The sequence below is a fragment of the Spirosoma sp. 209 genome (genome assembly GCF_002006735.1).
In the GTDB taxonomy this organism is placed as follows: Bacteria; Bacteroidota; Bacteroidia; order Cytophagales; family Spirosomataceae; genus Spirosoma; species Spirosoma sordidisoli.
Map to the genome: position 1 here is coordinate 540,938 of NZ_MVEC01000002.1, position 25,674 is coordinate 566,611.

Genomic DNA, 25,674 nt, shown 5'->3' on the forward strand with positions numbered 1-25,674 from the left:
GGATGGTTTAGCGAATCAGCGCGTGGCGGGCTACCAGGTCGTTTACGTTGGTCAGCTCCCGAACATCGGGAACAGTCAGCAGCTGAACGGGCTGCGACTGGAGAATCTGCCGGGGCGACAGCTGTCCCTCGGCTACGGCCCGATCGGCCACCGCAGCAAAGGCCGGCTCGTATATACCCAGCAGCGGCTCGGGTTCCTGCCCCGTTGAGTCGTAAAAAACCGTGGCCAGCCGGGTCGGGTCGCGGTTGGTCAGCAGGGCCTCAACCGAGCGACTCGTCAGCAGGGGCATGTCGCAGGCCACCACCAGCCAGGCCGCCAATGGATCGTGCCGAAACGCCGACAGGATCCCGTTGAGCGGACTGCGGATAGCCAAGGCATCGACGATGAACGGCTGTCCATCATCGGTAAGCGCAGCCGCCTGGTCGGGGTTGACCGACCAGAATACGGCCTGACAGTAGGGACGAAGCAGATCGGCCAGGTGTTCGCGTTGTGGCTTCTGGTGGTAAACAAGCTGGGACTTATCCTGCCCCATACGACGGCTTTGTCCCCCAGTCAGGATCAGCCCGTTCAATCCCGTCGGGTTAGTCCCGTTTAAAGTCGCGCTTGCCACCGGTTTTCTCGACTAAACGGGTTTCGCGGATGGTAATATCGTGCGACATCGCCTTGCACATGTCGTAGATCGTCAGCGCAGCCACCGACGCTCCAACCAGCGCTTCCATCTCGACCCCGGTCTTTCCTTCGGTCGACACCAGACACTCGACAATGGCCGCTGACCCCTCGGTCGTGATGGTAAGCTGGCAACTGTCGAGCCCCAGCGAATGGCAGAGCGGAATCAGCTCGTCGGTCCGTTTGGCGGCCATCGTTCCGGCAATAATGGCCGTCTGAAAAACCGGTCCTTTTTTGGTCTGTATGTCGGAGCCAACCAGGTGTTGCATGATGGCATCGCCCAGCTCGACCACGCTGCGGGCACGGGCCGTCCGGCGCGTTACGGCCTTGGCCCCCACATCGACCATCGCCGGATTACCGTCAGCGTTAATATGCGAAAGAGACATTGATGAATGATGAATGATGAATGATGAATGATGAATGATGAATGATGAATGATGAATGATGAATGATGAATGATGAATGATGAATGTAAAAAGCTTTTGCTCATTTTCCAATCTTCATTTTTCACTCTACACTTTTCGGTATACATTGTTCCCCACAGTTCCGTTTCTACTATCCCCCCTCATTCATCATTTCTCGTCCATCATTTATCATTCAAAAAACGTATGCTTTCTGTCAACGACGCGTTTGCGCTTACCCAACAATATCCTTTACCACTGGCCGCTGAAACCGTTTCGCTGACCGAAGCGGGGGGGCGCGTACTGCGCGAAGCGATCCGGGCCGATCGTGATTTCCCACCTTTCGACCGGGTGGCTATGGACGGCATTGCGATCCGGTTTGCCGATTATCAGTCCGGGCAGCGAACCTTCCGGATAGCCGGTCAGCAGCGCGCCGGACAGCCCCCGCTTACGCTGGATCCCTCGGCTCAGTCGGCAGAAACGGGTTTGTGCCTGGAAGCGATGACCGGCGCCATGCTCCCCATCGGAACCGATACCGTCATTCGGTACGAAGACCTCAGCCTGGCCGATGGCCTGGCCACCATTACCATCGACGATGTGCAACGGGGGCAGCACGTGCACGCCCGGGCTACCGACCGGCGTGCCAACGACGAGCTGCTTCCGGCCGGCACCAGGCTCGGCCCGACCGAACTGGCCGTAGCAGCCTCGGTAGGAGCAGCTACCTTACAAGTGACGGCCCTGCCCCGCATAGCGCTGGTCTCGACCGGCGACGAACTGGTCGACGTTGCCGATGCGCCACTGCCTTACCAGATTCGCCGGTCGAACACGTATATGCTCCGGGCTGCGCTGGCCTCTTTTGGGATTACGGCCACCCTGCATCACATCATCGATGATGAGCAGGTGTTGCAGGATCAGCTGGCCCGGCTCCTGGATCAGAACGAGGTGCTGATCCTGAGCGGGGGCGTTTCGGCCGGGAAAGCGGACTTCGTGCCTGCCGTACTGACCCGGCTGGGCGTACAGAAACAGTTTCACAAGATCGAGCAACGCCCGGGTAAGCCGCTCTGGTTCGGCACGATGAACGCCGGTCAGCCGGGTCTGGCCCGCACCGTTTTCGCCCTGCCCGGCAACCCCGTATCAACCATTCTCTGTGCTTACCGCTACGTGCTCCCCTACCTGCGTACATCGCTCGGCTTACCGCCCGAGCCAGCCCGCTACGCGCAGCTCGCCCGACCGTTTACATTCGCGCCGGCCATTACGTATTTCCTGCCCGTACGGCTGGCGAGCGAACCCGACGGTCGACTGCTGGCTCACCCTCTCCCCGGCTCCGGCTCAGCAGACTTTGCCAATCTGATGGAGGCCCACGCCTTTATGGAACTTCCGGCCGGCCAGAGCGAGTTCAGCGCAGGCGAAGCCTTTCGGATATGGTCAACGCTGTAGAAACCTGTATCTTTGTGGTTGAATTACGCCTATGAACGCCACCATTGCCAACGATATTTTCCGGCAGAGTATCCGCGATTATCACCAGACCGACCATGTTGACGCGCCCCTGCTAAACCCGTATCCGGCCAGCGAACTGACCGGACTGCTTTATCGGAAAAACTGGATAGACACTGTACAGTGGCATCTGGAAGATATCATCCGCAGCCCAGCCATCAGCCCCGATGAGTTGGTTGCCATCAAGCGCCGGATCGACCAGTCGAATCAGGACCGGACTGATACTGTCGAACTCATCGACTCGTATCTATACGAGCAGTTTCGGGCCATTACCCCCCAGCCAACGGCGCGTATGAACTCCGAAACGCCCGCCTGGCTGCTCGACCGGATGTCGATCCTTCAGCTTAAACTGTATCACTTCCGCGAGCAGACCGAACGTCCCGACGTATCGGCCGAGCACCAGCAGAAAGCCCTGGCCAAGCTGGCGGTGCTGATCGAACAGGAAGCCGACCTGGCCCGCTGTTTCGACGAACTGCTGGACGATATTCAGGCCGGTAACCGCTTCATAAAAGTGTACCGGCAGATGAAAATGTACAATGACCCAACGCTCAACCCGGTCCTGTACGGCCAAGCCTGAGCGGCTGGTCTGTTGCTGGTTTCACCCCACTCCTAACCGAGCCGCCTGCGCGGTTGAACTCCATTACGCTTGAGACAACACCTGCTTTTGCTTCGTTTTTCGGCAATGGGCGACGTGGCCTTACTGGCTCCGGTCGTGCAGGCGTTTACCCGGCAGTATCCCGACGCCCGGCTGACGCTGGTTACCCGGCCCAGGTTTGCCGTATTTTTTCAGCAGTTCCCCAACCTGGAGGTAGTAGGTGTTGACTTTGACGGTGCCTATCAGGGCTTTGCCGGCCTGCTGCGGCTGTTTACCGAACTCCGGCAGCGACAGCCGGTCGACCTGGTCGTTGATCTGCATCAGAACCTGCGTTCGATGGTGCTCAAAAGCCTGTTTCGCCTGACGGGGGTATCCGCCGTAACGCTTGACAAAGGCCGCGCCGACAAGAAAGCGCTGACCCGTAAGCACAACAAAATCCGGCGCGCGCTGCCCCATTCGGTAGCGCGGTACGCACACACGTTCCAAACCGCGGGCCTGACCGTCAGGCCGGATGCCCGGTTTCGGTTTGGGTCATTCGCACCGGCCGAGTCGGAGTTGACAGCGTTTCTGGCTAAGCAGACGCTGATCCCTGAAGCCCCCTGGCTGGGTATTGCTCCTTTTGCCCAGCACCCGCAGAAGATGTGGCCCTTTGATCGGTTCGATCCGCTGCTGGACAAACTACTCACCACCCGTCCGATCCAGATCTTTCTATTCGGCGGTGGGCCTGCCGAGATCGCGCAGCTGGACGCCCTGCAACGGCGTTTTCCGCAAACTATACGGGTGGCGGGCCAGCTATCGATGGCGGCCGAACTGGCGCTGATTCAGCAGCTGAACGGTATGGTCTGCATGGACTCGGGAAATATGCACCTGGCCGCATTAAGTGGGGTGCCGGTGCTGTCGATCTGGGGGGCTACCCATACCGACGCCGGTTTTGGCCCCTGGGGTCAGGGGCCGGAAGCTGTACTTGAGGTTTCTACCGATCAGCTTAGCTGCCGTCCCTGTTCGGTCTTCGGCAACAAACCCTGCTGGCGGGGTGATCTGGCCTGCCTGAACGATATTCCTGCCAGTGCCGTAGCGGAGCGGGTACTCGGGCTGCTCAGCCGGCCCCACTAACCGGCCGGGCTATTCGAAGTTTTTTTTCTTCTTCTGCAGTTCTTTCACCACAAAGTCGAACGAGATATCGTTCATGCACCGGAAGTGTTTGAGCGGGCAGGTGCCGTTGGTGCCTACCGTACAGGGACGGCAGCTAAGGCCCAGCTTCTCGAGCCGGACATAGGGCGTACGGTAAGGAAACCGCCCAAAACCGGGCATGGTACTCCCCCAGATCGAGTAGACCCGTTTGGCAAACGCAGCCGCAATCTGCATCAGGCCCGTGTCGTGGCTAAAAACAACCCGCGCGCCCTGAATAATGGAAGCCGATTGGTTCAGATTGAATTGCCCACAAGCATTGTAAATCAGCTGATTTCCCAGCGCCCGCGCCACTTCGTCACCAAACACGCGGTCGGCTTTGTCGCCCAGCAGCACGATGGGGAAGTTTATCTTTCGGCAAAGCTCCACCATTTTGGCAACGGGCATACGCGCCGTCTGATGCCGCCCGCCAATGGCGTAGGCGACGTAGTTATGCTGGTGGGAAGCCGGTAACCAGTCGGGCTCGACCTGATCTTTATACGGGATAAAGTAGTCGAGGCCCATTTCGTCGTCCTCAATACCCAACGGAGCCAGTGCCTCAAAATACCGGTCTACCACGTGCTGGGGCGGGATGACGTTGACCTTCCAGCGCTGGTACAGCCACTGCCTCAGCCGAAACGTCCTGACGCTGTAAGAGCGAGTCATGAGCGCGGCTTTGAGGAAAGCCGTCAGCACATTGTTCTGAAGGTCGACCACCAGATCGAACCGCTCGGCCCGAAGTTGCTGAATCAGCTCGGTTGGGCTCTCGCCAGCGTAGTGCCGCTTATCGATGTATGGATTGTGCTCAACGATGGGCAGGTAAGCCCGTTTGGTGCAGATATGTATTTCGGCATGGTGAATCTGCTGTTTCAGACAACGCACAACCGGCGAAGCCAGTACCATATCGCCAATGGATGCGAACTGCAGAACCAGAATTTTTACCGGGGAAGCCATGCTGATACATTTCCACAAAACTATCGCATTTATTATGCCAGTCCAAACCGTTCAATAGACCCACCAGCGCGGTTTGTTGGGTGTTCGGTAGATGCTGTTTTCGCAGACAACACAGGGCGATAAGGGCGGCACGAATACGGGAGGAGCCAGGTCGGGCGTACCCTGGCCGGCACTCCGGTCCACGTAGAACCCCCGCTCGGATACACCCGTTGCGCCAAAATACCCGAACGCCAGGACAGATGGGTCACTGACGCAGCGGATGTTACCCTGCACCAGCGCCGGTGCCGGATCGAACAGACCGCCCGTATTGCCTACCAGCTGCCGGACGCTCTTCCAGAACGCATAGGCCCCCTGGCTGATGGCCTGCTGCTGCACCTCCAGATAATAAGGCGCCGACGAGGTGTAGGGCGCCCGCATGATCAGCTGTTTGCTGATAGCCTGTCCGTTGATGTTCGCATCCGAGCTGGTATTGACGCAGTTATAACATCGCTCTATATCCCAGCACTGGCTGCAGCAGCCTAGTCCTGTATACGACCCGTCGGTTCGGACGGTGCGCTGGCAAACACTGATCGGCTCGTAGTGGGTCCACTCCCAGCGGTAGAAATTACCGGGTGTGGCAGGGTCTTTGGTATCGATGTAGACATCCCACCCCTGCCGGCGGTTGGTGGTTCCGGCAATGGCTTCGTTCCGGTATTCGGTATACACGTTCAGGATGGGTGGCGCGGCCGTCAGCAGTTCCGGCTGCGACTCAAACTGCAAACCAGCCCGGGTCTGAATGGTCAGCTTATACTGTCGACCAGCCACCCCTCTCACCCCGTTTGCCCGGGTCTGGTAAACGCCGGCCGACGTTTCGGTAAGGGTTTCCCGATTGCCGGCGTTATCGGCCAGGGTAACCGTGGCTTTTTCTTCGAGCAGGTTTACACTTCGGATGCTGTAATCGGCGGTGCGACTCAACCGAACGGTATAGGGGCCGGGCTGGTCGGTGATCTGCCCTTCTACAATGAGCGCAGGGGGCAGGCTGATGCTGTCAGGCTGGTATTCAGTTACGCAGCCAGCCAGCAACACACCTGACAGGCAGGCCAGCCATACTTGGCGCACAAACGCGATTAGTTGATTCATATCAGACCTAGAAAACCCACCAGCGGGGGGTAACGGAAGTTCGGTAAGGGCTGTTCTCACAGGGAAAACAGGGATCGGGCGGACTACGGAATAGAAGCTGTGGCTGAGCTGGCGGAGCCCCCTGCACGTCGGAGCGGTTGACCCGGAGCGGCACCACCGAAATGCCGGTAGCGCCAAAATAGCCAAACACGGGTTCGGCCGCGTCGGCGGTGTTTCGGATGTTGCCCTGTACCAGGGCCGGAGCCGGGTCGAACAGGCCGCCCGTATTATTCACCAAGCCCCGAACACTCTTCCAGAAGGTATAGGCCCCCTGACTGATGGCCTGCTGCTCAATTTCGAGGTAGTAGGGCTGAGTCGATGTAAACGGCACCCGGGTGATCAACTGCCGGCTCAGCACCTTCCCGTTAATACTCGCATCGGAGTTCACGTTCAGACAGTTGTAGCAGCGTTCAATATCCCAGCAGAACGTACAGCAGTACAAATCATGGTAAGCGTTGGTTCTGGGGTTTTCAACCACCCGCGCGCAGGCACTGACAGGCTCGTAATGGACCCAGTCCCAGCGGTAGAAGTTACCGGAGGTTTCGGGGTCCTGGGTATCGATATAGACATCCCACCCCTGCCGGCGGTTGGCCGTTCCGGCAATGGCTTCGTTCCGGTATTCGGCGTAGGCTTTTAGTATGGGCGGAGCGGACGTGAGCAGCTCCGCGTCGGACTCATAGCGCTTGCCGGCTTTGGTAAGAATGGTCAGCTTATAACGTCGACCGGCCAGGCCACGCAGGCCATTTGCTTTGGTCTGGTAGGTGCCGCCTGCCACTTCGGTCAGGGTTTCCCGGTTGCCCGCATTGTCTTCGATAGTCAGCGTGGCACCCTGTTCGAGCAAGTTGAACCCCTGGTTGCTGTAGTCACCGGTGCGGGTCAGGCGAACGGTATACGGCCCAGGCTGGTCGGTAACCTGTCCTTCTACGACGAGGCCAGGGGGCAGCGAGAGCGTTTCGGGTTGGTATTCGGTTACGCAGCCAGCCAGCAGAAACAGCCAGATAATGACCAGCTGACCGCTCCGTTTTGGTCGGGTGAATCGTGTTCTCATTGGGTTCAGTCAACCCACCAGCGGGGCCTGTTTGGGGTTCGATAGATCGTATTCTCGCAGACGGCACAGGGGTCGGGCGGCACGCGGAAAATAGCCGGGCGCGACACATCGGGCGGCCCCGGCGCATTCCGTCGATTAACCAGGAGCGGCACCACCGTCACCCCCGTCGCGCTGAAGTAGCCGAAAACCGGTTCGGCCGGGTCGCTGATGCAGCGCAGATTCCCATCCGATACCGCCGGTGCCGCGTCGAAGAGGCCACCTACGTTTTGGGTCAGTTGCCGCACACGTTTCCAGAAGTCGTAGGCGCCTTTGCTGATGGCCTGCTGCTCAATCTCGAGGTAATAGGTTTTCCGAGACGTGTAGGGCACCCGCATGATAAACTGTCGACTCAGGGTCTTGCCGTTGATATTGACATCTGAGTTGACGTTGAGGCAGTTGTAACACCGGTTAATCTCCCAGCAGGGCGTACAGCAGCGCAGGTCATGGTAAGCGCCCGTCCGGACGTCGTCGATAATCGTGGCGCAGGATGCGGTATCCTGGTAGTTGGTCCACTCGTAGCGATAAAAGTTACCGGGCGTTTCGGGGTCTTTGGTATCGATGTAAACATCCCACCCACTCACCTCGCTGCGGGTCAGCGCCAGTGGCTCGGCCCGGTATTCGGCATACGCCCGGGTTATGGGGGGAGCCGCTGTCAGCAGTTCGGCACTGGACTGGTATCGTTTCCCGGCCCGGGTGGTGATGGTCAGCGTATACCGCCGGCCGGCCACGCCCTGTAACCCGCCGGGTCGGGTTCGGTAGGTACCACCCGGAGCCTGTTCGAGCAGCGTTTCGCGGTTGCCGGCATCATCGGCCAGGATAACGGTAGCGCCCTCTTCGAGCAAGTTGATACTGCGGATGCTGTAGTCGGCGGTGCGGGTCAGGCGAACGGTGTATGGCCCGGGCTGGTCGGTGACTTGTCCTTCAACGATCAGTTTCGGGCTGGTACTTACCGAGGCTGGCTGGTACTCCCTGATGCAGGAGAATACCAGCGCCAGTACTGCCCACGCCACAACCCATAAGCGGATAGGTGCTTTCATCAGAACCTGAAGTTATAGGTCAGCGACGGGAAAGCCGTAGCGAAAATGGATAGCTTGTAGGCGTCGGAGAACGAGCGGGGATTGAGCCGGTAAAAGATCGAATACGCGTTTTTACGGGCGTACACATTGTAGATTGAAAAGACCCAGCTGCTCTGATTCCGCTTTTTCTTGAGCGGATTCTGCTCGAACGTCATCGAGAAGTCGAGCCGGTGATAATCGGGAATGCGCTGCTGATTGCGGTCGACATAAATCGGCACATACACCCCATTGATCCGGGCGCGAGCATAGGGCTGGGTGATCGGCCGTCCGGTGCTGTAGGTAAAGTTCAGCGACAGGCTGAACCAGGCCGTGGGGCGGTACGTGGCCAGGGCGTTCAGCGTGTGTGGCTTGTCGTAGTTGGCCGGATAAGCCCGGCCACTATTGACCCGTTCAACGGGAAACGGGCTGTCCATGGTCAGGAACGTACGGGCGAAGGTATAGGCCGTAAAGCCCGTCCACCGGCCTTTATTCTTCCGCAGCAGGGCTTCGAACCCGTAGGCTTCACCCCGCCCCTGTACAATCTGGGTTTCAACGGCTTCGGCCAGTTGCAGCTCGGCCCCGTCGCGGTAGTCGATGGCGTTGGCGATGCGCTTGTAATATATCTCCCCCGACGCTTCGATGGCGTTGTCGGCCGTATTTCGGAAATACCCCAGCGACCACTGATCCGCAATCTGAGGCTTGGTATAGACGTCGCTCAGGTGCCAGCGCGAGGTGGGCAGGGCGGCTGTCGTATTGGTCACCTGCTGGATGTACTGCCGAAGCCGGCTGTAGCCCGCCTTGATGGATCGGCCTTCTCCCACCGACCAGCGTAATGACAACCGCGGCTCCAGCCCCCCAGACCGGTGGTAAACCGTGCCAGCCTCGTAGGTCTGGGTCGACGATACCGTTTCATCTTCGCGCGGGCCGTTTTCCAGGTACGTACGCACCGTTGCCGGGCCGCGGTTCAGCAGGGCTGAATAGCGCAGACCCACCAGTACCGACACCGCCGTGTTTACTTTCCACTCGTCCTGTACATAAGCGGCCAGCTCATAGGCCTGTTCGCGGGCCAGATCAACCGGCAGCACGTTGGAAAAAGGGCCGGGGGTTCGGGTGTTGGGCTGCACCAGATAATCGATAGCGCTCAGTCCTGCCTGCCACTGGTGATTGTCGCCGGGCGTATAGGTCAGGTCGGTTTTGATTTGCCGGTGCCAGATGCCCGACCGCAGATCGAACGCGTTGGCCGAGTCGGGCGAAGAGAGGTTGGCCCGGTAGCGGCTCAGAATAACCGAGGTAGCCAGGTTCAGCTGACGGCCGATAAAGTAATTCCAGCGTAGCACCCCGTTGGTGGTCTGGTAATCGAACTGGGTCGAGGATGCATTGATTTCCTGTCCCGAGAGCGAATCCGACGCCAGCTTGAACACGTCGGTGCTCACGTAGCCGGTCAGGGTGATGGTATGCTGCTCGGATGGCTGGAATTTGATTTTGGTGGTGAGGTCGTAAAAGTTGGCTTTGGTGCCGCGCAGGTTGGCCGGCGCCAGCTTGAACAGAAAATCGTTGAACGACGCCCGGGCGGCAGCCAGAAACGACAGCTTTTTTTTGATGATGGGCCCCTCAACGCCGAGCCGGTTCGAAATCAGCCCTATCCCACCGTTCAGGCTCCATTTTTCGGCGTCGGGCTCCTTGATCTTCACGTCCAGGACCGACGACGCCCGGCCGCCGTAGCCAGCCGCAACGCCCCCCCGGTTCAGCGTTACATCCCGCACCACATCCGGGTTGAACACCGAGAAAAAGCCCATCAGGTGGCTGGAGTTGAACACCGGGGCATCATCGAACAGCACCAGGTTCTGATCGGCGCTGCCACCCCGTACGTTGAAGCCGGGAGCCCCCTCGCCCACGGTGGTAACGCCCGGCAGCAGCAGCAGGCTCCGCACCACATCGACTTCACCCATCAGGGGCGGAATTCGACGGATGCTGCGGATACTCAGCTGCGATACGCCGATCTCCACCTTCCTGACGTTGCGGTCGGGGGTTTCGCTCGTGACTACCACCTCCTCCAGATCTTTGGCATCGTCTTCCATGAAGACCTCGCGGAAAAGCAGTTTCTGGAGCGAGATTGTATCGTAGCGCGGCCGGTACCCTACGTGGGTAAACTTGAGTACGTAGTTGCCGGCGGGCATCGTTACCACGTAAAAGCCGTCTTTGGCCGTTACGTAGCCTTTGGATACATTGATGACAACGATATTGACACCCTGAATTGGCTTGCCTGTTTTGGCGTCGCGAACGTAGCCGGTGGCTGAATAGGCGATGGCGTTTTTTTGCTGGGCAACGGCTTCGGTCAACAAACAGGCAAGAACCGACAGAACGTAAAGAAGGCGCATAGAGGAATAGAGGAAACAGGTAGCCGCCCAAAGCGGACGGCTGACCGTTTAGCATGAATAGTAAAGCTAAACTTACCTATTTCTTCCCTATTCCCAACTTTCGATTCTGCAAATAAGTCTGCATATCGTCCAATGACAACGCATTGAAGGTCATTTGCCTGGTTAAACCGCCTTTCCGCCCGACGGCAACGCCATAATGCATATCGAGCAAACCGCTCAGCGTATGCGCATCCGGATTTATACTCAGCATAACGCCCTGCTCCATGGCATAGTCGATCCAGCGCCAGTCAATGTCGAGCCGATACGGGCTGGCGTTGATTTCGATCACAACCTGATGGGCCGCGCAGGCATCGATAATGGCGCGATGATCGATGGGATACCCCTCCCGCGCCAGGAGCAGTCGGCCGGTCGGGTGGCCCAGAATGGTAGTGTAGGGATTTTCGATGGCGCGCAGCAGCCGCGTAGTGGCTTTTTCGATGGACATGGTCAGCGTCTGGTGAACGCTTGCTACTACATAGTCGAAACTGGCCAGGGTTTCGTCGTCATAATCCAGCGATCCGTCGCCCAGGATGTCGGACTCGATTCCTTTAAAAATGCGAAACCCGGTGCCGAAGCCGGCATTGAGCGCGTCGATTTCCGCCTGCTGCGCCCGAACGCGTTCGGCATCGAGTCCGTTGGCGTAGCTGGCCGTTACGGAATGGTCGGCAATGCCGAAATACGTCAGACCCAGCTCGCGGCAGTAGGCCGCCATCTCGGCCACCGACTGCTTGCCGTCTGACCAGGTGCTGTGGTTATGCAGTGTCCCCCGCAGATCATCCCAGGTCACGAGTTCGTCGGCACGGTGTCGGGTAGCCCAGCGGAAGGCGAACTCATCTTCGCGCATTTCGGGCACGATATACGGCAGGCCGGCCCGTTCGTAGATAGCCACTTCCGAAGTATCGGGGCTGGTATAGGCCACCTGAAGCAGCGAAGCTCCCCCGCTGCCCACCTGCTGGAGGTGCGGCTCGGCCGCTGACAGGATAAACAGCTGCCGGTCTATCTGATCGGGTGCTACCAGGAGCAATTCAACGCGTACGTCGAACCCATCGAGCTGGCCCCGCCAGGCAAAGGGCGACGACTCGACCTCGTTCGGCAGCAGGTTAGGTACCCCGTTCAGAGTCAGCATAGCAGAAATCGGGTCGCTGGTCTGGATCAGCAGCTGTACCGTATCGACTTCCTGGGCTTTCCGCCGAACCTGCCCGCTCACCTCGACCCGGTCAAAATGCGGGGTCAGTTCATCGAGCAGGAGACCGGCCATCTGGGCCGCCTTGTCCATCCGTACTTTGCCTTTCTGCTCCTGCAGGAACTCCAGCGCAGCCAGAATCTTGTCCTGAGTAGCCTTACCAAAGCCTTTGATGGTAGCCACGCGCCCTTCTTCACAGGCCTGCTGAAGTTCGCCCAGGCTCACGATGCCCAGTTCACGCCAGAGCGTACCTATTTTTTTCACCCCCAGTCCTTTGATGCGGAACATATCCAGCACCCCGGCAGGCGTTTGAGCCAGCAGTTCGTCGAGTTCGGTCAGGCGGCCGGTATCAGCAATCTCGCGGATTTTATACGCTACCGATTTTCCGACACCGGGCAGTTTAATAAGTTCGTCGACGGGCAGGTTGGCCAGATCGGCGGTTGATTTGTCGAGGTTGAAAGCCGCCGAGCTAAACGCTCGCGTCCGGAAGGCGTCCTGTTCGTGGAGTTCCATCAGCCGGCCCGTTAGTTCGAGCAGGTCAACGATTTCGGAATTGGTCATTGTATAAGCCGCATTTATGCTGCAAAATAGGCAATTGGTCGGATTTCACGGGTGTGGGCCCATGGCGTCGCCCATCTTTACATCATCAGAAGGCCAGCAGAAGCCAGCCTCAGCAACCCTGAAAACCAATCCTTGTCATGACCACCCAATCCGTTTCTCCCCAGCGCGACGATCTTTTATGGAAGCAAGCCAAAAAACGCGTTGGCTTCATCATGCACCTGCGCTCTTACCTGATCGTCAATGCCGGTCTCTGGCTAATCTATCTGATTACTCACATGGGCTCCTTCAGTCAGCCGGTCTTTCGGGGGTATGGACTGCCCTGGCCGCTGTTTGCCATGATCGGCTGGGGCATTGGGCTCGCTTCTCACTACTTCAGCGTCTATGCCCGGCCCGACGAGCGGGGCATGGTTGAACGGGAGTACGAGAAGCTCCGCAATCAGTCGCGCTGACCGCAGCCGTCTGGGCTAATTCCAGTCGAAAACGGGATAGACACTAAGTTAACCAAACACTTTGCCGCCCCGCGAGTACATGTTTATGAGCCGGGATGAGGACAGGCGAACGAGGGAGCGAAACGCCCGGCTCTACGCCACGTATGCAAACGATACTCCACTCGCCAACGAGCGTGCTGCATCTGACAGCTGCGCTCGTGGCGATGGCGACAGGAACGGGGGTTCTTTTTCTGCCGAAAGGTACCCGCCAGCACCGGCGGCTGGGCCGGGTTTACGTAGTGAGTATGGCCGTGCTCCTGCTGACCGCGTTCCAGATTTATTTTCTGTTCGGCCGGTTCGGAGTCATCCACTGGGGTGCCGTCGGTAGTCTGATTACCCTGTTGATCGGGCTGGTCCCGCTCGCAATCCGATCCGGTATGCCGTCCTGGCTAGGCTGGCATTATGGCGGCATGGGCGCATCCGTAACGAGCCTGTATGCTGCTTTCCTGGTTGAGAGCAGCTACCGGTTTTTTCCGCCCAGCTGGTTCTGGTACATTACGATGGGATCGGCCAACGCCGTTTTTCTGATCGGGGCGGTGCTGCTATACCGCTACCGGCGCTTTGATAGCCGGCCAGGGGTCGTAGTTCTCGAGCGTAAAATCGGCAAAGGTGAAGTCAAATACCGACCGTACGTCGGGGTTCAGCCGCATGACCGGCAGCGGACGCGGCTCGCGCGCTAGCTGGGTCTCTACCTGCTCGAGGTGATTCAGATACAGGTGCGTGTCGCCCCCCGTCCAGATAAATTCATGGGCTTCCAGTCCACACTCCTGAGCTACCATCATGGTCAGCAACGCATAGGAGGCAATATTGAAGGGCACACCCAGAAAGACGTCGGCACTGCGCTGGTAGAGCTGGCAGGACAGCTTGTTATCGGCCACATAAAACTGAAACAGGGCGTGGCAGGGCTGCAGAGCCATGTTCGGAATATCGGCCGGATTCCAGGCAGAGACAATGATCCGGCGCGAGTCGGGCGAGTTTTTCAGCTGCCGCAGCACCTCGCTGAGCTGGTCGATCACGCGGCCGTCGGGCGCGCTCCAGCTACGCCACTGTTTTCCGTAAACGGGGCCCAGGTCGCCCTGTTCGTCGGCCCATTCGTCCCAGATACTAACGCCGTTGTCTTTCAGGTATTTGATGTTGGTATCGCCTTTGATGAACCACAGCAATTCGTGGATGATCGACTTCGTATGTACTTTCTTGGTGGTCACCAGCGGAAAGCCCTCCTGCAGGTTGAAGCGCATCTGGTAGCCGAAAACGCTGATGGTACCAGTGCCGGTACGGTCTGTTTTACGGGTTCCGGTGGCAAGAATATGTCGAAGCAGATCGTGATACTGGCGCATGGGCGATGTCGAAATGAACCCAAAAGTCGGTAGTTACCGGCCGGAAGTCAACAGGCAAATCGCTTTTTTCATGCCGCGCGCTCCGGCCGGTGTCCGCGTCCGAACCGGATGCGCGCCGGTAAGAACCTAGGACTCAATCTCGAACGAATAGGTAATGGCCGCGGTAGGCCGAAACTGGGCCGTGGCGGAACAGTATTTATCCATCGACAGGTCGATAGCCCGCTTCACGCGATCGGAATCGAGAGCACCCTTTAACGTATAGGTCAGGTGAATTTTCTGGAAGGGGGCGGGCGTAGCTCCCTTCTGACGAAGCCCGTCGACCGACAGCCGGAATCCGTCGATAACCTGCTTCTGTTTCTGCAGAATCAGGATGACATCGATGGCCGAACAGCCAGCCAGTCCCATCAGCAGCATCTCCATGGGACGGGCCCCGGCATTATGTCCGCCAATGTCGGTCGCTGCGTCAATATGCTGCACAACACCCGACGTACCAACGGCCTCAAAATGAAAGGCATCGTCGACCCGAACGAGTTCTACCTGCATCGTATTAAATTCAGGAACAGTGGCAACCGGTTGTGAATCAAGCATTGTATTTCTTGCGTTTATAGGGTATCGTTTGTACTTTCACAGACTTAAACAAACGGAGTCATGTCCGAAAAATTCACTGACGACCTCTTTAACCTGAAAAACGACCGGCGGCTGAGCGTATACCTCTACCGGGCCGGTTTTGGCTGCTGGCTGTTGTACATCCTGTCAGGTGCCCGTTTCATGCAGTCAGTGAGTATGTACCGAACAGATTTTGGGGTGTTCGCGTTCTTTTTGATGGTCATGGGCCTGTCGGCGTCCATGATCTACGATTACTACCACCATCCGGCCGAATTTGCCCAGAAAAGAAAGTGGCTGGCTATCAGCTATGTGGTACTGGCAGGCCTGATTTATTTCTTTATCCTGCACCACGAGCCGGTCTCGATCGAGCACCTGCTGGGCCGGGGTTTGTTCTAGCAGACGCTCTGCTGCAGCGAGCTGCCGGGCCAGGCCGCTCCTTTCTCACCACTCTATAAGTTCCGGATGTATTTCTGCCCACCGAGGTAACGCATCTGCCGGGCAATCTGGCGGGTTCGTCGCTGTACGTAATTCGACGGCTTCTGGATCGACAACTGGCGGGGATTGGGCAGAACAGCGGCAATACGGGCCGCTTCGTTGCGGCTGAGTGTGGCGGCTGGATGGCCGTAGAACCGCTGGCTGGCGGCTTCTACCCCAAACGTCATCGGCCCCGTTTCGGCCACGTTCAGATACACTTCCAGAATCCGTTTCTTGCCCCAGATCAGCTCGATCAGTACCGTGAAGTATACTTCCAGGCCTTTACGGATGTAGCTCCGCCCGTTCCAGAGAAACACGTTCTTGGCGACCTGCTGCGAAATGGTGCTGGCACCACGCGGCCGTTTCCGATGCTGGTTCTCCTTGATCGCATCCTGGATTTCGTCAAAATCGAACCCCCAGTGCGTTGGGAAGGCCTGATCTTCGGACGAGACCACGGCCAGGGCGGCTTCTTTGCTGATCTCGTCGTAGGGTCGCCATTTCTTGTAGACCCGCCCCGGCTCGTCGGTACCGACCGTATCGAACCAGCGCGACACAACCAGGGGCGTTACCCAGACCGGCACGTACTTAAGCACGATCACGTAGCCGATCGACCCGAAGAAGAGCCACAGAAACGCCTTGATGCAGAACCAGTAGGCCCGTTCCAGCAGGGGTCGCTGCCGGATGAACCCACGCGCCTGCTGCCAGCGACCCGTCTTCTGCAGGCGGCTCGTTGACGCATGAGTCGCTTTGGGGCGGGGTTGCTGCGGCATATCGCGAAAGGTGTTGGCACGACGTTGCGGATTCATAGAAGCGGGTCTGTTGCGCGAAAATAGCAGTATTGATACCGGAAATCCGAACACCGAATCGACAGGATAAACAATTTCTATTCTGGGGCAACACCCAACCAGAGCGTTACTCCACAAACAGCGTGGCGGCTACCCGGTCGGCAAAGAGCTTACCGGCCTGGGTCAGAAGCAACTGCCCGCTCTCGTTCGTCAACCAGCCCGACGCATACAGGCGGTTCAGTTCGCGGGCCTGCACCTGCGTAAAGTCGGCGCCCAGCAGTTGGCTCAGCTCAGCAACCGAACAGCCCCATTGGGTACGCAATCCCGTCAGGAGGTACTCGTTCACCTGATCGGCTACCGACAGCTCCTCCACGGTGGCGGGCAACGTACCGGCGCTGATCGCAGCGATATAACGCCCATTGTTGGCTATGTTGTATTGGCGCGAGAAACCATTGTATGAATGGGCACTGGGACCAATGCCGAGGTAGGGCCGGCGCTGCCAGTAGGCCGTATTATGCCGGGCATACTGGATCTGCCCCCTGTCGTTTGGCCGGGCAAAGTTGGAGATTTCATAATGGCGGTATCCGGCACCGGTCAGGGCCTGGGTCAGCTCTTCAAATTGTGTAGCTGCGAGGCCCTCATCGGCGGGGGGCAGTTTCCCGGTTTTTGTCCACCGGCCAAACGCGGTATCCGGCTCGATGGTCAGGGCATAGGCCGACAGGTGGGTAACGGGCAAGGCCAGCATGGTCTCCACATCCGTTTGCCATGCCGACGCGGTCCGGCCTGACGTGGCCCGATCAGGAATGCCGTAGATCAGGTCTACGCTCAGGTTCTCAAACCCGGCGTCGCGCGCCTGGCTGACGCAGGCGCGCGCTTCGACGGCCGTATGGGCGCGATTCATCCACCGGAGGGTCGGCTCGTCGAAGGTCTGGATTCCGATGCTGAGCCGGTTCACGTAGCGGTTCAGGATGTGAAGCTTGTCAGGACTCAAATCATCCGGATTGGCTTCGAGGGTTATTTCGGGCAACGTACCGCTGGCACCGGCTACCAGGGTAAACTGTCGGTAAATGGTATTGAAAAGCTGATCCAGCTCGGCCTCGGTCAGCAGGGAAGGCGTTCCCCCGCCCAGGTAGATTGTCTCCAGCGTTTTGTCGGGCAGATAGTCGGCCTGCATGGTCAGCTCGGCGCATAACGCATCGACCAGCGCCGATTTATGCCCCAGGCTTGTACTAAAGTGAAAGTCGCAGTAATGGCAGGCCTGCTTGCAGAAGGGTATGTGAACGTACAGATGCATGTAGGTATATGACACCAAACCAGAACCGCAGGTTCCGTTGCCTCAGCCCTATCTAACCGGCCCGCAACCGGTCAGCGCAGCGATTTTTCCAGCACAATAGTTAGCCCATGCGGGCCCTGCAGGGTCCCGGTAATGGCAAAGCCGAAACGCAGATTGAGAATCAGCATCTCGCGCCACTGGTTGTAGGTTTGGGTACGGATGGTATGATAGCCCTGGTCACGACACCAGTCGTGCTGACGACGCATCAGCTCTGACGCAATACCCTGCCCCCGACGGGTCGGATCGACGCAGCCCAGCCAGCTGTAGAAATGACCGGGTTTGCGTTCATACCCCAGCTTACAGCCAACCACCTGTTCGTGAAGCGGATCGATAGCCAGCTCGGCCAGTAGTGGCGTTCGGGCGTGCTGATAGTGTAACTCGGCCAGCAGGTCGGCCTCGGGACGAGAAAAAACGGAACTGAGGAGGAGAAGAAAAGACGCAGCCAGGGGTTCGGCAGGCAAGCCAGCCACCCGTTCGTACTGAATATTCATCTGGCAAAGATGGTGTACAGACGTCAAACGTTCGGCAACTTCCGGCCGATCAGTCGGGGCATTTCTTGCAGCGTTTGCCCTTTTTGTACTTCTTGCAGCATTTCTTCAGCACGCACTCCTGCCCAACGAAAGCGTTGAACGACAGAAGCGGCTTCGCATCAGAGGCAGGAAGGGTTGTTACAGAAGAGAAAGAATCGTCAGTCATGACTGTTTACTGGCTGCTGGTACACTGCAAAGGTATATCTATTTAGATTTAATACAAATAAGATTTATGAAAAAATTCTGGGTCACTTTGGGCATGTGCCTGGGAGCCGGTATAGTACTGGCTCACGAGTTCTGGTTGCAACCTAGTCAGTATTTTGCCCAGGCTGGCAACCGGATTAGCCTGAAGATTCTGGTTGGCGAAGGGTTTCTGGGCGAACCTTCGGAGGGTAAGAAAAACCGAATTATTCAGTACAGGCACTACACAGCTAACCGTATTACCGACCTCAGCCCAACCCTATCCGGTGATACCTACAGTGATGTATCCGTGGTGCTTACTTCACCCGGTACTCACCTGTTCAGTTTCAGCAACACGCCCAAGTTTCTGACGATGAAGGCCGATAGCTTTCTGCTGTATCTGAAAGAAGATGGGCTTGACGGAGTTATCGCGGCCCGGCAACAACGGGGCGACAGCCGTAAGCCCAGTCGGGAATTGTACCAGCGCTGCGTGAAAACCCTCGTGCAGGTAGGCCAGAAAACAGATCGGACTTTTGCGACCAATACCAACTTACCGCTCGACATACGGGCCAGCCGAAACCCCTACGACCAGCGGGCCGGGCAGCAGGGCGAATTCCAGGTTTTGTTTGGGCAGAAACCCGTTGCCAATGCGCTGGTCCGATACTGGAACCGCAACGCAGCCAACCGACTTTCTGAAGAACGGCAACGATCCGATCAGCAGGGACGCGTTCGGTTCCGGCTCCGATCGGGTCAGAATATGATCAGTGTCGTACATATGGTTCCGGCCAGCGATACAGCCCAGGCCCGGTATGGTCGGGCCGATTGGCATAGTTACTGGGGCAGCCTGACGTTTGGCTGTCGATAACCCCAAATTTGTATGAACACCCTGCTGAACAGCCTGGACCGCTACCGGGCTTATGCACCATTCCTGATTCGGCTGGTGGTTGCCTACCAGCTTTACGACGCTGCGGGTCATACGGCGCTCAACCCGGCAGAGGGCTTACCGGGTTATGCCGACTGGCTTACCAGCCTGGGATTTCCGCTGCCGATGGTGAGTGCCGCGCTGTCGGCCTACACCGAATTTATTGGCTGTATCCTGCTGGTGCTGGGCTGGAAAACCCGCTGGGCTGCCCTGTTCCTGATCATCAACTTTTCGCTGGCCCTGCTGGTTGCCCACCTAGCCATCGGCGATACGTTTAAAAACACCCTGCCGGCCCTTACTATCTGGGCCGTCAGCGTATTCTTACTACTCAACGGCCCCGGCAAACCATCCATTGATGAAGGTATTTAACTGGCTATCCCTTAGCGTTTTCGTCCTGACCCATACGGGACTGGTAGCTCAGACTCCAGTCCTGCGCGACACCCTGCTGACGGGCTATACACGCACCGCTCTGACCCCACTCTATTACGGCCAGGGTACCGACCGACTCGGCGGAGCCCGCATGGAAACCCTCGACTCCGGGGTCGTACTCCGGCTAACCGGGCTCGATACAGTATCCAGATTATGGCGGGTGCGGCTTTCTCCTACCCTATCGGCCTTCGTGCCAACAGATCAGATCATTGCCGACACACTGACGGCCAGTCAACCCGGTTCGGCGAGTTTCATCAACAACTGGACCGTGTCGGGCGACTCGACCCGGCCCTTCGACTACGTAGCGGTTCGGTTGCCCACCCGACTGCCCTACCGGAGTCAGGTGCACAACGACCCCGGCCGGCTTATTGTCGATGTTTTCGGGGCTACTGCCAATACGAACTGGATTACCCAGCTGTCTTCGGCTACCGAAGTGAAGCGGGTCTGGTTTGAGCAGCTCGCCGACGAATCCGTCCGGATTTATATTGATCTGAAGCACCGGCAGCCCTGGGGTTACGCGATCTATTATCAACGCAACACGCTGCTGATCCGCGTGCGTCGACCGCCCGGCCGAGCCCGCTTACGGGACCTGGTAATCGCCGTAGACGCAGGGCATGGCGGCTCCAACACGGGTGCGCGCGGCCAGCAGACCGGAAAACTGGAGAAAGAGATGACGCTCGATGTAGCCCTGCGGCTGCAACGGCTCCTCGAACGGGCCGGTAGCCGGGTACTCATGACCCGCGCTACCGATACCCTGCTGGGCCCCACCGCCCGGATTCTGGCCATGCGCCGGGCGCAACCCAATTTGCTCGTCAGCATTCATTTCAACTCGGCCGGTAATGCAGGCGTGCGCGGAGTCAGCACGTACTACAAACACCCGGGTTTCCGGCCGTTGAGCCAGCACATTTTGCACGAGCTGCTGCAAATCAGAACGAACGACGGCCACCCCAACGAGTTTGGGAACATTGGGCACTTCAATTTTTTCTTCAATGCCCCAACCGATTACCCCAACGTGCTGGTTGAGGGACCGTTCCTGAGCAACCCCGCCGACGAAGCCCTGATTACCGACAGGCGGTTTCGCCATCGTATGGCCAAAGCCATCCGACGAGGCATCCGACAGTTTCTGGCCGACAGCGTACGCTAGTATATCGTTAAATCAGGATGTCGCCCACCAGATAGAGTTGCACCTGCCCGGCAATATCGACCCGTTCGCCGTTGAGTTTGCAGCGCAGGTAACCGCCCCGCTGCGAAAGTTGGCGGGCCGTTAGTTCGTTTTTTCCCAGCTGTTCGGCCCAGTAGGGTGTCAGGGTAGTATGGGCCGAACCCGTTACGGGGTCTTCATCGATGCCGGACTGAGGGCCGAAGAAGCGGGACACGAAATCGACGCCACTATCGGCATCGCCCGGCGCCGTTACGATCACGCCCCGGGCCGGTACGGTGGCCATCTCCCGGAAATCGGGGGTCAGCGCTTCAATCTGTTCCTGACTTTCGTAAATCAGCAGGTAGTCCGTTTTCCCTCTGTACACCGCCCGGGGTTTTTCGCCCAGGCTGGCTACCAGCGCGGGCGGCTGCACATTCGCTTTGTGAACAATATCGGCCGGAAAGTCGAGCGTGAGCCAGCCATCATCACCGCGGCATACCTTGAGCAGGCCGCTGCGCGACTCAAAGAAAATCTGGTCGGTATCCGGTTTCTCTTCCAGATAAAAGACAACGTGCCCGGTTGCCAGGGTCGCATGACCACACAGGTCGACCTCTACCGTTGGCGTAAACCACCGGATATGGAAGGTAGCGTCCTGATCGGTTTGTACGTAAAAGGCCGTTTCGGCCAGGTTGTTTTCAGCCGCAATTCGCTGCATCTGGTCGTCAGGGAGCCAGGCTGGAAGCGCCACCACAGCGGCCGGATTGCCAGCAAACAGCTGGTCGGAGAAAGCGTCAAGCTGATAAATTTTCATAAGGGGTGACCGGGTTCTATGGTTCTATTCAGGAATAGTGCTTTATAGACTGCAACTGTTCGAACAGCTGCGGGGTAAACTGGGTAAGCGATGGTAGTATCAGATCGGCCAGGGCAAACTTCGGGTCGCGGATTTCAAATTCGGCCGGTACCGCTACCGTTCGCATACCGGCCGCATGGGCCGAGGCCAGCCCCGTACCCGAGTCTTCGAACGCCAGACACCGGGCCGGATCGATACCCAGTTTACGGGCCGCCCCCAGATACACATCGGGCGCAGGCTTGTTCCGTTTTTCCAGCGTAGCCGAATGCCAGAGCACCAGCCTGTCGCGAATACCCATCCGGTTAACGACTACTTCGATAAGACTCATCGGCGAGGCCGAGGCAATAGCCGTAGCCACACCCCGTTCGGCGAAGAAGTCGAGTATGGCCAGAGCGCCCGGCATCGGTTCGGCTAGCTGGCCAATCCGTTCGTGAGCGCCCTCGGTAATGGTAGCCCCGATTTCGGCTCGGCTAAGGCCAGGCGTTTCGACCCAGGGGCTGCGTCCGTACCAGTAGTCGACAACGGCCGGAATAGGCATGCCTGTCGTTTGCATGCACTCTTCGTCGGTGAGGTTCAGCCCTACGGTCCGAAAAACCTCCTGCTCTACTGACCGCCAGTGGGGTTCTGAGTCCACCAGCAGCCCATCCATATCAAAAATAGCTGCGTGTATCAACGTACTAGAGTCTCACCATAACCTGGGAGACAGTTGGGTTAAGCGTTTGCATGACCGGATTGCTGCTTGCAAAGGGCCGGTCGCCCATGACCTGTTCGGCCAGCTTCTGGTCGTTCGCCGGGGCCGAATCGATCGAAAACCGAACACTGAGGAGCGAAAGCTGTCCTTTAGGTTGTAATACTCCCCCCTGCCAGTCCCCAACCAGGCCACCCATGTCCCAGCCGAAGCCGTAGAGCTGGAAGGGCCGACCGTTAATTGTCTCGACTTCGCGCAGGGTACTACCAATTTTCAGTCCATTTTCCAGCGCCCAGCGCGAGGGTTTGCCCGAGCGACCACTCTTTTGGTGCGACGGTCGTAACAGAATAGCGTCGGGTTTACTGAATGTCCTGGTATCTTTCCAGATAATTTCTGCCTGATCGGGTGTGCCGCGAAACAGGGTGGTGCCGACGGTCGTCTCGCCCTCGGCCACGTAAATGGTATCATGCGTCACAACAGCCGGGCCTAGGCGGGCCATCAGCGACGCTTCGGTAGAGGTAGCCGTGATGGTACCGACCCGTTTGCCGGGAACGATCAGAAAAGCCCTGGCGTCGATTGGCTGGCGGCTGGTTGCGGTGGCAGCCGCAACTGGTTCTGTGTTTGTTGTATCGGCCCGTTGCCGGCACGATTCTGCCAGCCAGGCCACCGTTGTCAGTAGGAAAAGCGTAGTACGAAACATAATCACTAGACGTCAGCCTGGCGAAACGGTTTTACATCGATGCGGTCCCAGACGCGTTCAACGATATAGGGATCGGTGAGCAGATACTGCCGGAGCTGCTCGTCAGACTCCAGTTCCAGCATAAGCATAGAACCAATCATTTGCCCATCGGGGTCGAGCAGTGCCCCGCCCAGAATGAACTGCCCGTTGGCCTTGAGTTGACGAACATAATCGAGGTGGGCGGGCCGAACAGCCATACGCCGGTCCAGACTGGCAGGGTGATCATACGCGTGGATGACGTATTTCATGAGCTTCAAATTCGCGGGTTGTGTGGCAAGATACCATCTTTCGCCGTTTTCATCCCATAGTCCAGCGGGTTCGTCCCACATTTTTGTCGTGCCCGGCCGGGTACTTTAGTTTTGCGTCATTCTTACCAAAACGCCTATATAGATCGCCTTTTCATGGAAACGAATTTCAGATCAACCGATTTTCCGACAAACGCCCCGCCGAGTGCTACGCCAACGCCCTATCCGTCGCTGCTGCAGGCCTGGGGCCTGATTGGTCTGCTGCTGCTGGCCGGCATTCCGGCCGCTCTGCCGTCGTTACTCATCAGCCAGCTGGCCCCCGACCTGAAAGCCGTTGGCGACACCCTGGCCTACATACTGGCCTTTAGCCTGACCATCTGGTTTGCGTTCCGGCAGCGCCGGTCGTCGGCTCTTTCGTTTGCTCCGGTAGCGCCGGCGGTATTTCCGCTCGTGGCGCTGGGTACGGTGGCGCTGGGTCTGCTGATCGAACCCCTGACCTCGGTACTGCCCACGCCCGACTGGCTCGAGCAGCTTATGCGGGATGCGTTTACCAAAGACGCCATTTTTTCGGCGGTCGTCTGCGCGCCCATCCTGGAGGAGATTCTGCTACGGGGCATTATCACCGACGGGTTTCTGAAACGCTATTCGCCCACCCAAGCCATTGTCTGGTCGGCCGTTATCTTCGGGGTGATGCACCTCAATCCGGTACAGACAGTGGGTGCTACGCTGCTGGGGCTGGCGCTGGGCTGGTTGTATTACCGCACCCGATCGTTGTGGCCCTGTATCTTTTTACATTTCGTCAATAATAGTATCGGATCGCTGGGTTTGTACTTCGACGAGTCGCCCGATATGAGCGTTAATTACACACAACAGTGGATCGGCGACAACAGTCTGTACGTGGCTTTGCTGGTCGTTGCGGCCGTTAGTTGCTACGGGGTCTATCGGGCACTCGACCGGATACTCCCTCAGCAACCGGCCTGATTCCCTTCCTCCATTCAGTATCGATTCTGTTTTTATACCCGATGAAGCCCCTTTCCTTATCGCTGAGGCTCCCCCTTCCGTCAGTTGTCAAACGATTCGTCGTGAACCGGGAGGTTCGTTTACTCCTGATTCACCTGCTCATCTGGGTAACCGTTAGCCTGGTTCAGTACTACCTGATGATTCGGTTTGTACCCGCGGGTAAAGCCCCCGCCGGTACAGCCGTCATCTATCAGTACGCCAGTCAGCCATTTGTGTACCTCCAGATCACGCTGCTGATAAATCTGATCTTCGTAGTTTGTGTGCACGGCTGCTACTGGTTCTACCGGTGGGTATTTGACCGCGACCGCCGTTGGAGCGCCCCCGTATTTTTCGGGTTTGCGGTAGCCCTCTTCATCGGGTTTGCCTTTCTGATGGGTATTTACGCCGGTATCTTCGAGCGGCATATCGATCAGGCCATGGTCGTCAGCAGCGTTAGTTTTTCGTGGGTATACGCCCTCGTATTCACGTTCGTTCGGGCCTACCGGCAACAAAAACGCGATCAGCAGCGCTTGATCCAGCAAAAGACGCAGGCCGAACTGGCAGCCCTGAAAGCCCAGGTGAACCCCCATTTTCTGTTCAACACGCTGAATAATCTCTACGGCACCGCCCTCACCGGCGACTCGGACCGAACGGCGGTCGGCATCGAACACCTCTCGGGGGTGATGCGGCACATGGTCGAAGAGTCCAAACGCGACCGGACACCCATCGGCAAAGAGATCAAGTTTCTGGAAGACACCATCGAGCTGCACCAGATGCGCATACCGCGGCTCGACACCATCCGGATTCAGTCCATCATGCGCTGGGACGGTCTGCAGGCCGAGATTGCCCCGCTGCTGCTGGTATCGTTCATCGAAAATGCCTTCAAGTACGGCATCAGCATGAGCCAGCCCTGCTTTGTCGACATCCGACTCACTGTAGAGCAGGGCCAGCTGTCGTTCCGATGCCGCAACAGCATTATCCCAACCAACCGGCTCGGCGCCAGTACCGGCACCGGCATCGACAATGTACAGCAGCGACTGGCCCTGCTGTACCCCAAGCGGCATACCCTTACGATTCAGGAAGAAAACGACGTGTTTGACGTTGCGCTGACGATTGTGCTCCAAAACAGCTAACGCCTTCGGCATTTCTTGCTAATTTCCGGCTTTCAAGCCTGTTTTCCCCACGTCCTT

Annotated in this window: 28 protein-coding genes; 10 read left to right on the plus strand and 18 right to left on the minus strand. The window is 58.0% G+C overall.

The annotated features are described in order from the left end of the window. Positions 1-7: 7 nt before the first annotated feature. Together B1C80_RS05450 and moaC are read right to left on the minus strand one after the other, a co-directional pair. A complete protein-coding gene (locus B1C80_RS05450) occupies positions 8-571 on the minus strand; it encodes an NTP transferase domain-containing protein (RefSeq protein WP_236648627.1) in 564 nt (187 codons plus the stop codon). 10 nt (positions 572-581) lie between these two features. Then, the gene (gene moaC / locus B1C80_RS05455) at positions 582-1,052 is read right to left on the minus strand and encodes a cyclic pyranopterin monophosphate synthase MoaC (RefSeq protein ID WP_077920032.1); all 471 of its coding nucleotides are present in this window, start codon (positions 1,050-1,052) and stop codon (positions 582-584) included. Positions 1,053-1,274: 222 nt separating this feature from the next. Here moaC and B1C80_RS05460 point away from each other — a divergent pair, with 222 nt between their 5' ends. The 3 genes from B1C80_RS05460 (at position 1,275) to B1C80_RS05470 (ending at position 4,269) form a co-directional block, all read left to right on the plus strand. Then, positions 1,275-2,504: a molybdopterin molybdotransferase MoeA gene (locus tag B1C80_RS05460; protein WP_077920033.1), complete on the plus strand. Its 1,230-nt coding sequence runs from the start codon at positions 1,275-1,277 to the stop codon at positions 2,502-2,504. A gap of 31 nt (positions 2,505-2,535) precedes the next feature. After that, complete coding sequence (locus B1C80_RS05465) at positions 2,536-3,138, plus strand: DUF4254 domain-containing protein (RefSeq protein ID WP_077920034.1); 603 nt, start codon at positions 2,536-2,538, stop codon at positions 3,136-3,138. Between the two features lie 87 nt (positions 3,139-3,225). After that, positions 3,226-4,269, plus strand: coding sequence for a glycosyltransferase family 9 protein (locus tag B1C80_RS05470; RefSeq protein ID WP_236648628.1), 1,044 nt, complete (start codon positions 3,226-3,228; stop codon positions 4,267-4,269). 9 nt (positions 4,270-4,278) lie between these two features. Here B1C80_RS05470 and B1C80_RS05475 read toward each other — a convergent pair whose 3' ends face one another. The 6 genes from B1C80_RS05475 to B1C80_RS05500 form a co-directional block, all read right to left on the minus strand. Beyond that, positions 4,279-5,277, minus strand: a complete 999-nt coding sequence (locus B1C80_RS05475; protein WP_077920036.1) for a glycosyltransferase family 9 protein — start codon at positions 5,275-5,277, stop codon at positions 4,279-4,281. 51 nt (positions 5,278-5,328) lie between these two features. Continuing rightward, complete coding sequence (locus B1C80_RS05480) at positions 5,329-6,396, minus strand: DUF4249 domain-containing protein (protein WP_077920037.1); 1,068 nt, start codon at positions 6,394-6,396, stop codon at positions 5,329-5,331. Positions 6,397-6,403: 7 nt separating this feature from the next. Next, positions 6,404-7,483 (minus strand): DUF4249 domain-containing protein, encoded by a 1,080-nt coding sequence (locus B1C80_RS05485; protein WP_077920038.1) that lies wholly within the window; start codon positions 7,481-7,483, stop codon positions 6,404-6,406. A gap of 5 nt (positions 7,484-7,488) precedes the next feature. Continuing rightward, the gene (locus B1C80_RS05490; RefSeq protein ID WP_077920039.1) at positions 7,489-8,559 is read right to left on the minus strand and encodes a DUF4249 domain-containing protein; all 1,071 of its coding nucleotides are present in this window, start codon (positions 8,557-8,559) and stop codon (positions 7,489-7,491) included. After that, a complete protein-coding gene (locus tag B1C80_RS05495; protein ID WP_077920040.1) occupies positions 8,559-10,955 on the minus strand; it encodes a TonB-dependent receptor in 2,397 nt (798 codons plus the stop codon). The genes B1C80_RS05490 and B1C80_RS05495 overlap by 1 nt, the downstream gene beginning before the upstream one ends. A gap of 76 nt (positions 10,956-11,031) precedes the next feature. Beyond that, entirely contained in the window at positions 11,032-12,738 is a 1,707-nt protein-coding gene (locus B1C80_RS05500; RefSeq protein WP_077920041.1) for a helix-hairpin-helix domain-containing protein, read from the minus strand. 137 nt (positions 12,739-12,875) lie between these two features. On the opposite strand from B1C80_RS05500, the gene B1C80_RS05505 reads away from it, so the two are divergent. Then, complete coding sequence (locus B1C80_RS05505; protein ID WP_077920042.1) at positions 12,876-13,187, plus strand: 2TM domain-containing protein; 312 nt, start codon at positions 12,876-12,878, stop codon at positions 13,185-13,187. A gap of 581 nt (positions 13,188-13,768) precedes the next feature. Here the strand turns inward: B1C80_RS05505 and B1C80_RS05510 are convergent. Then, positions 13,769-14,563 carry a thymidylate synthase gene (locus B1C80_RS05510; protein WP_077920043.1) on the minus strand — a complete coding sequence of 265 codons (795 nt, stop codon included), beginning with the start codon at positions 14,561-14,563 and terminating at the stop codon, positions 13,769-13,771. Positions 14,564-14,689: 126 nt separating this feature from the next. After that, positions 14,690-15,151, minus strand: a complete 462-nt coding sequence (locus B1C80_RS05515) for an OsmC family protein (RefSeq protein WP_077920044.1) — start codon at positions 15,149-15,151, stop codon at positions 14,690-14,692. 60 nt (positions 15,152-15,211) lie between these two features. Here B1C80_RS05515 and B1C80_RS05520 point away from each other — a divergent pair, with 60 nt between their 5' ends. After that, the gene (locus tag B1C80_RS05520; protein ID WP_077920045.1) at positions 15,212-15,565 is read left to right on the plus strand and encodes a hypothetical protein; all 354 of its coding nucleotides are present in this window, start codon (positions 15,212-15,214) and stop codon (positions 15,563-15,565) included. Positions 15,566-15,618: 53 nt separating this feature from the next. Here B1C80_RS05520 and mtgA read toward each other — a convergent pair whose 3' ends face one another. From mtgA to B1C80_RS28505, 4 genes are all read right to left on the minus strand, one after another. Continuing rightward, on the minus strand, positions 15,619-16,449 hold the full coding sequence (gene mtgA / locus B1C80_RS05525; RefSeq protein WP_201723551.1) for a monofunctional biosynthetic peptidoglycan transglycosylase: 831 nt from the start codon (positions 16,447-16,449) through the stop codon (positions 15,619-15,621). 106 nt (positions 16,450-16,555) lie between these two features. Then, a complete protein-coding gene (hemW, locus tag B1C80_RS05530) occupies positions 16,556-17,722 on the minus strand; it encodes a radical SAM family heme chaperone HemW (protein ID WP_077920046.1) in 1,167 nt (388 codons plus the stop codon). A 71-nt stretch (positions 17,723-17,793) separates the two neighbouring features. Beyond that, positions 17,794-18,252 (minus strand): GNAT family N-acetyltransferase, encoded by a 459-nt coding sequence (locus B1C80_RS05535; protein WP_077920047.1) that lies wholly within the window; start codon positions 18,250-18,252, stop codon positions 17,794-17,796. Between the two features lie 49 nt (positions 18,253-18,301). Then, entirely contained in the window at positions 18,302-18,457 is a 156-nt protein-coding gene (locus B1C80_RS28505) for a hypothetical protein (RefSeq protein WP_165358825.1), read from the minus strand. 66 nt (positions 18,458-18,523) lie between these two features. Between B1C80_RS28505 and B1C80_RS05540 the strand changes: the two genes are divergently transcribed. The 3 genes from B1C80_RS05540 to B1C80_RS05550 are packed head-to-tail and all read left to right on the plus strand — an operon-like array spanning position 18,524 to position 20,966. Beyond that, positions 18,524-19,336, plus strand: coding sequence for a DUF4198 domain-containing protein (locus tag B1C80_RS05540; protein ID WP_077920048.1), 813 nt, complete (start codon positions 18,524-18,526; stop codon positions 19,334-19,336). A gap of 12 nt (positions 19,337-19,348) precedes the next feature. Continuing rightward, positions 19,349-19,762, plus strand: a complete 414-nt coding sequence (locus B1C80_RS05545; RefSeq protein ID WP_077920049.1) for a DoxX family protein — start codon at positions 19,349-19,351, stop codon at positions 19,760-19,762. Further along, complete coding sequence (locus B1C80_RS05550) at positions 19,749-20,966, plus strand: N-acetylmuramoyl-L-alanine amidase (RefSeq protein ID WP_077920050.1); 1,218 nt, start codon at positions 19,749-19,751, stop codon at positions 20,964-20,966. Before B1C80_RS05545 ends, B1C80_RS05550 begins: the two co-directional genes overlap by 14 nt. Before the next feature lie 7 nt (positions 20,967-20,973). Here B1C80_RS05550 and B1C80_RS05555 read toward each other — a convergent pair whose 3' ends face one another. Genes B1C80_RS05555 through B1C80_RS05570 form a run of 4 tightly spaced genes read right to left on the minus strand, consistent with a single transcriptional unit; the run spans position 20,974 to position 23,488 of the window. Then, positions 20,974-21,774 carry a PhzF family phenazine biosynthesis protein gene (locus B1C80_RS05555; RefSeq protein ID WP_077920051.1) on the minus strand — a complete coding sequence of 267 codons (801 nt, stop codon included), beginning with the start codon at positions 21,772-21,774 and terminating at the stop codon, positions 20,974-20,976. Positions 21,775-21,802: 28 nt separating this feature from the next. Beyond that, positions 21,803-22,486, minus strand: coding sequence for a hexitol phosphatase HxpB (gene hxpB / locus B1C80_RS05560; protein ID WP_077920052.1), 684 nt, complete (start codon positions 22,484-22,486; stop codon positions 21,803-21,805). Between the two features lie 4 nt (positions 22,487-22,490). Then, entirely contained in the window at positions 22,491-23,201 is a 711-nt protein-coding gene (locus B1C80_RS05565) for a hypothetical protein (RefSeq protein WP_077920053.1), read from the minus strand. A 5-nt stretch (positions 23,202-23,206) separates the two neighbouring features. After that, on the minus strand, positions 23,207-23,488 hold the full coding sequence (locus B1C80_RS05570) for a YciI family protein (RefSeq protein ID WP_077920054.1): 282 nt from the start codon (positions 23,486-23,488) through the stop codon (positions 23,207-23,209). Between the two features lie 153 nt (positions 23,489-23,641). Between B1C80_RS05570 and B1C80_RS28065 the strand changes: the two genes are divergently transcribed. Both B1C80_RS28065 and B1C80_RS05580 read left to right on the plus strand, forming a co-directional pair. Next, positions 23,642-24,466 (plus strand): CPBP family intramembrane glutamic endopeptidase, encoded by an 825-nt coding sequence (locus B1C80_RS28065; RefSeq protein WP_139361588.1) that lies wholly within the window; start codon positions 23,642-23,644, stop codon positions 24,464-24,466. Positions 24,467-24,507: 41 nt separating this feature from the next. Further along, a complete protein-coding gene (locus B1C80_RS05580) occupies positions 24,508-25,617 on the plus strand; it encodes a sensor histidine kinase (RefSeq protein ID WP_077920055.1) in 1,110 nt (369 codons plus the stop codon). Positions 25,618-25,674 lie beyond the last annotated feature (57 nt).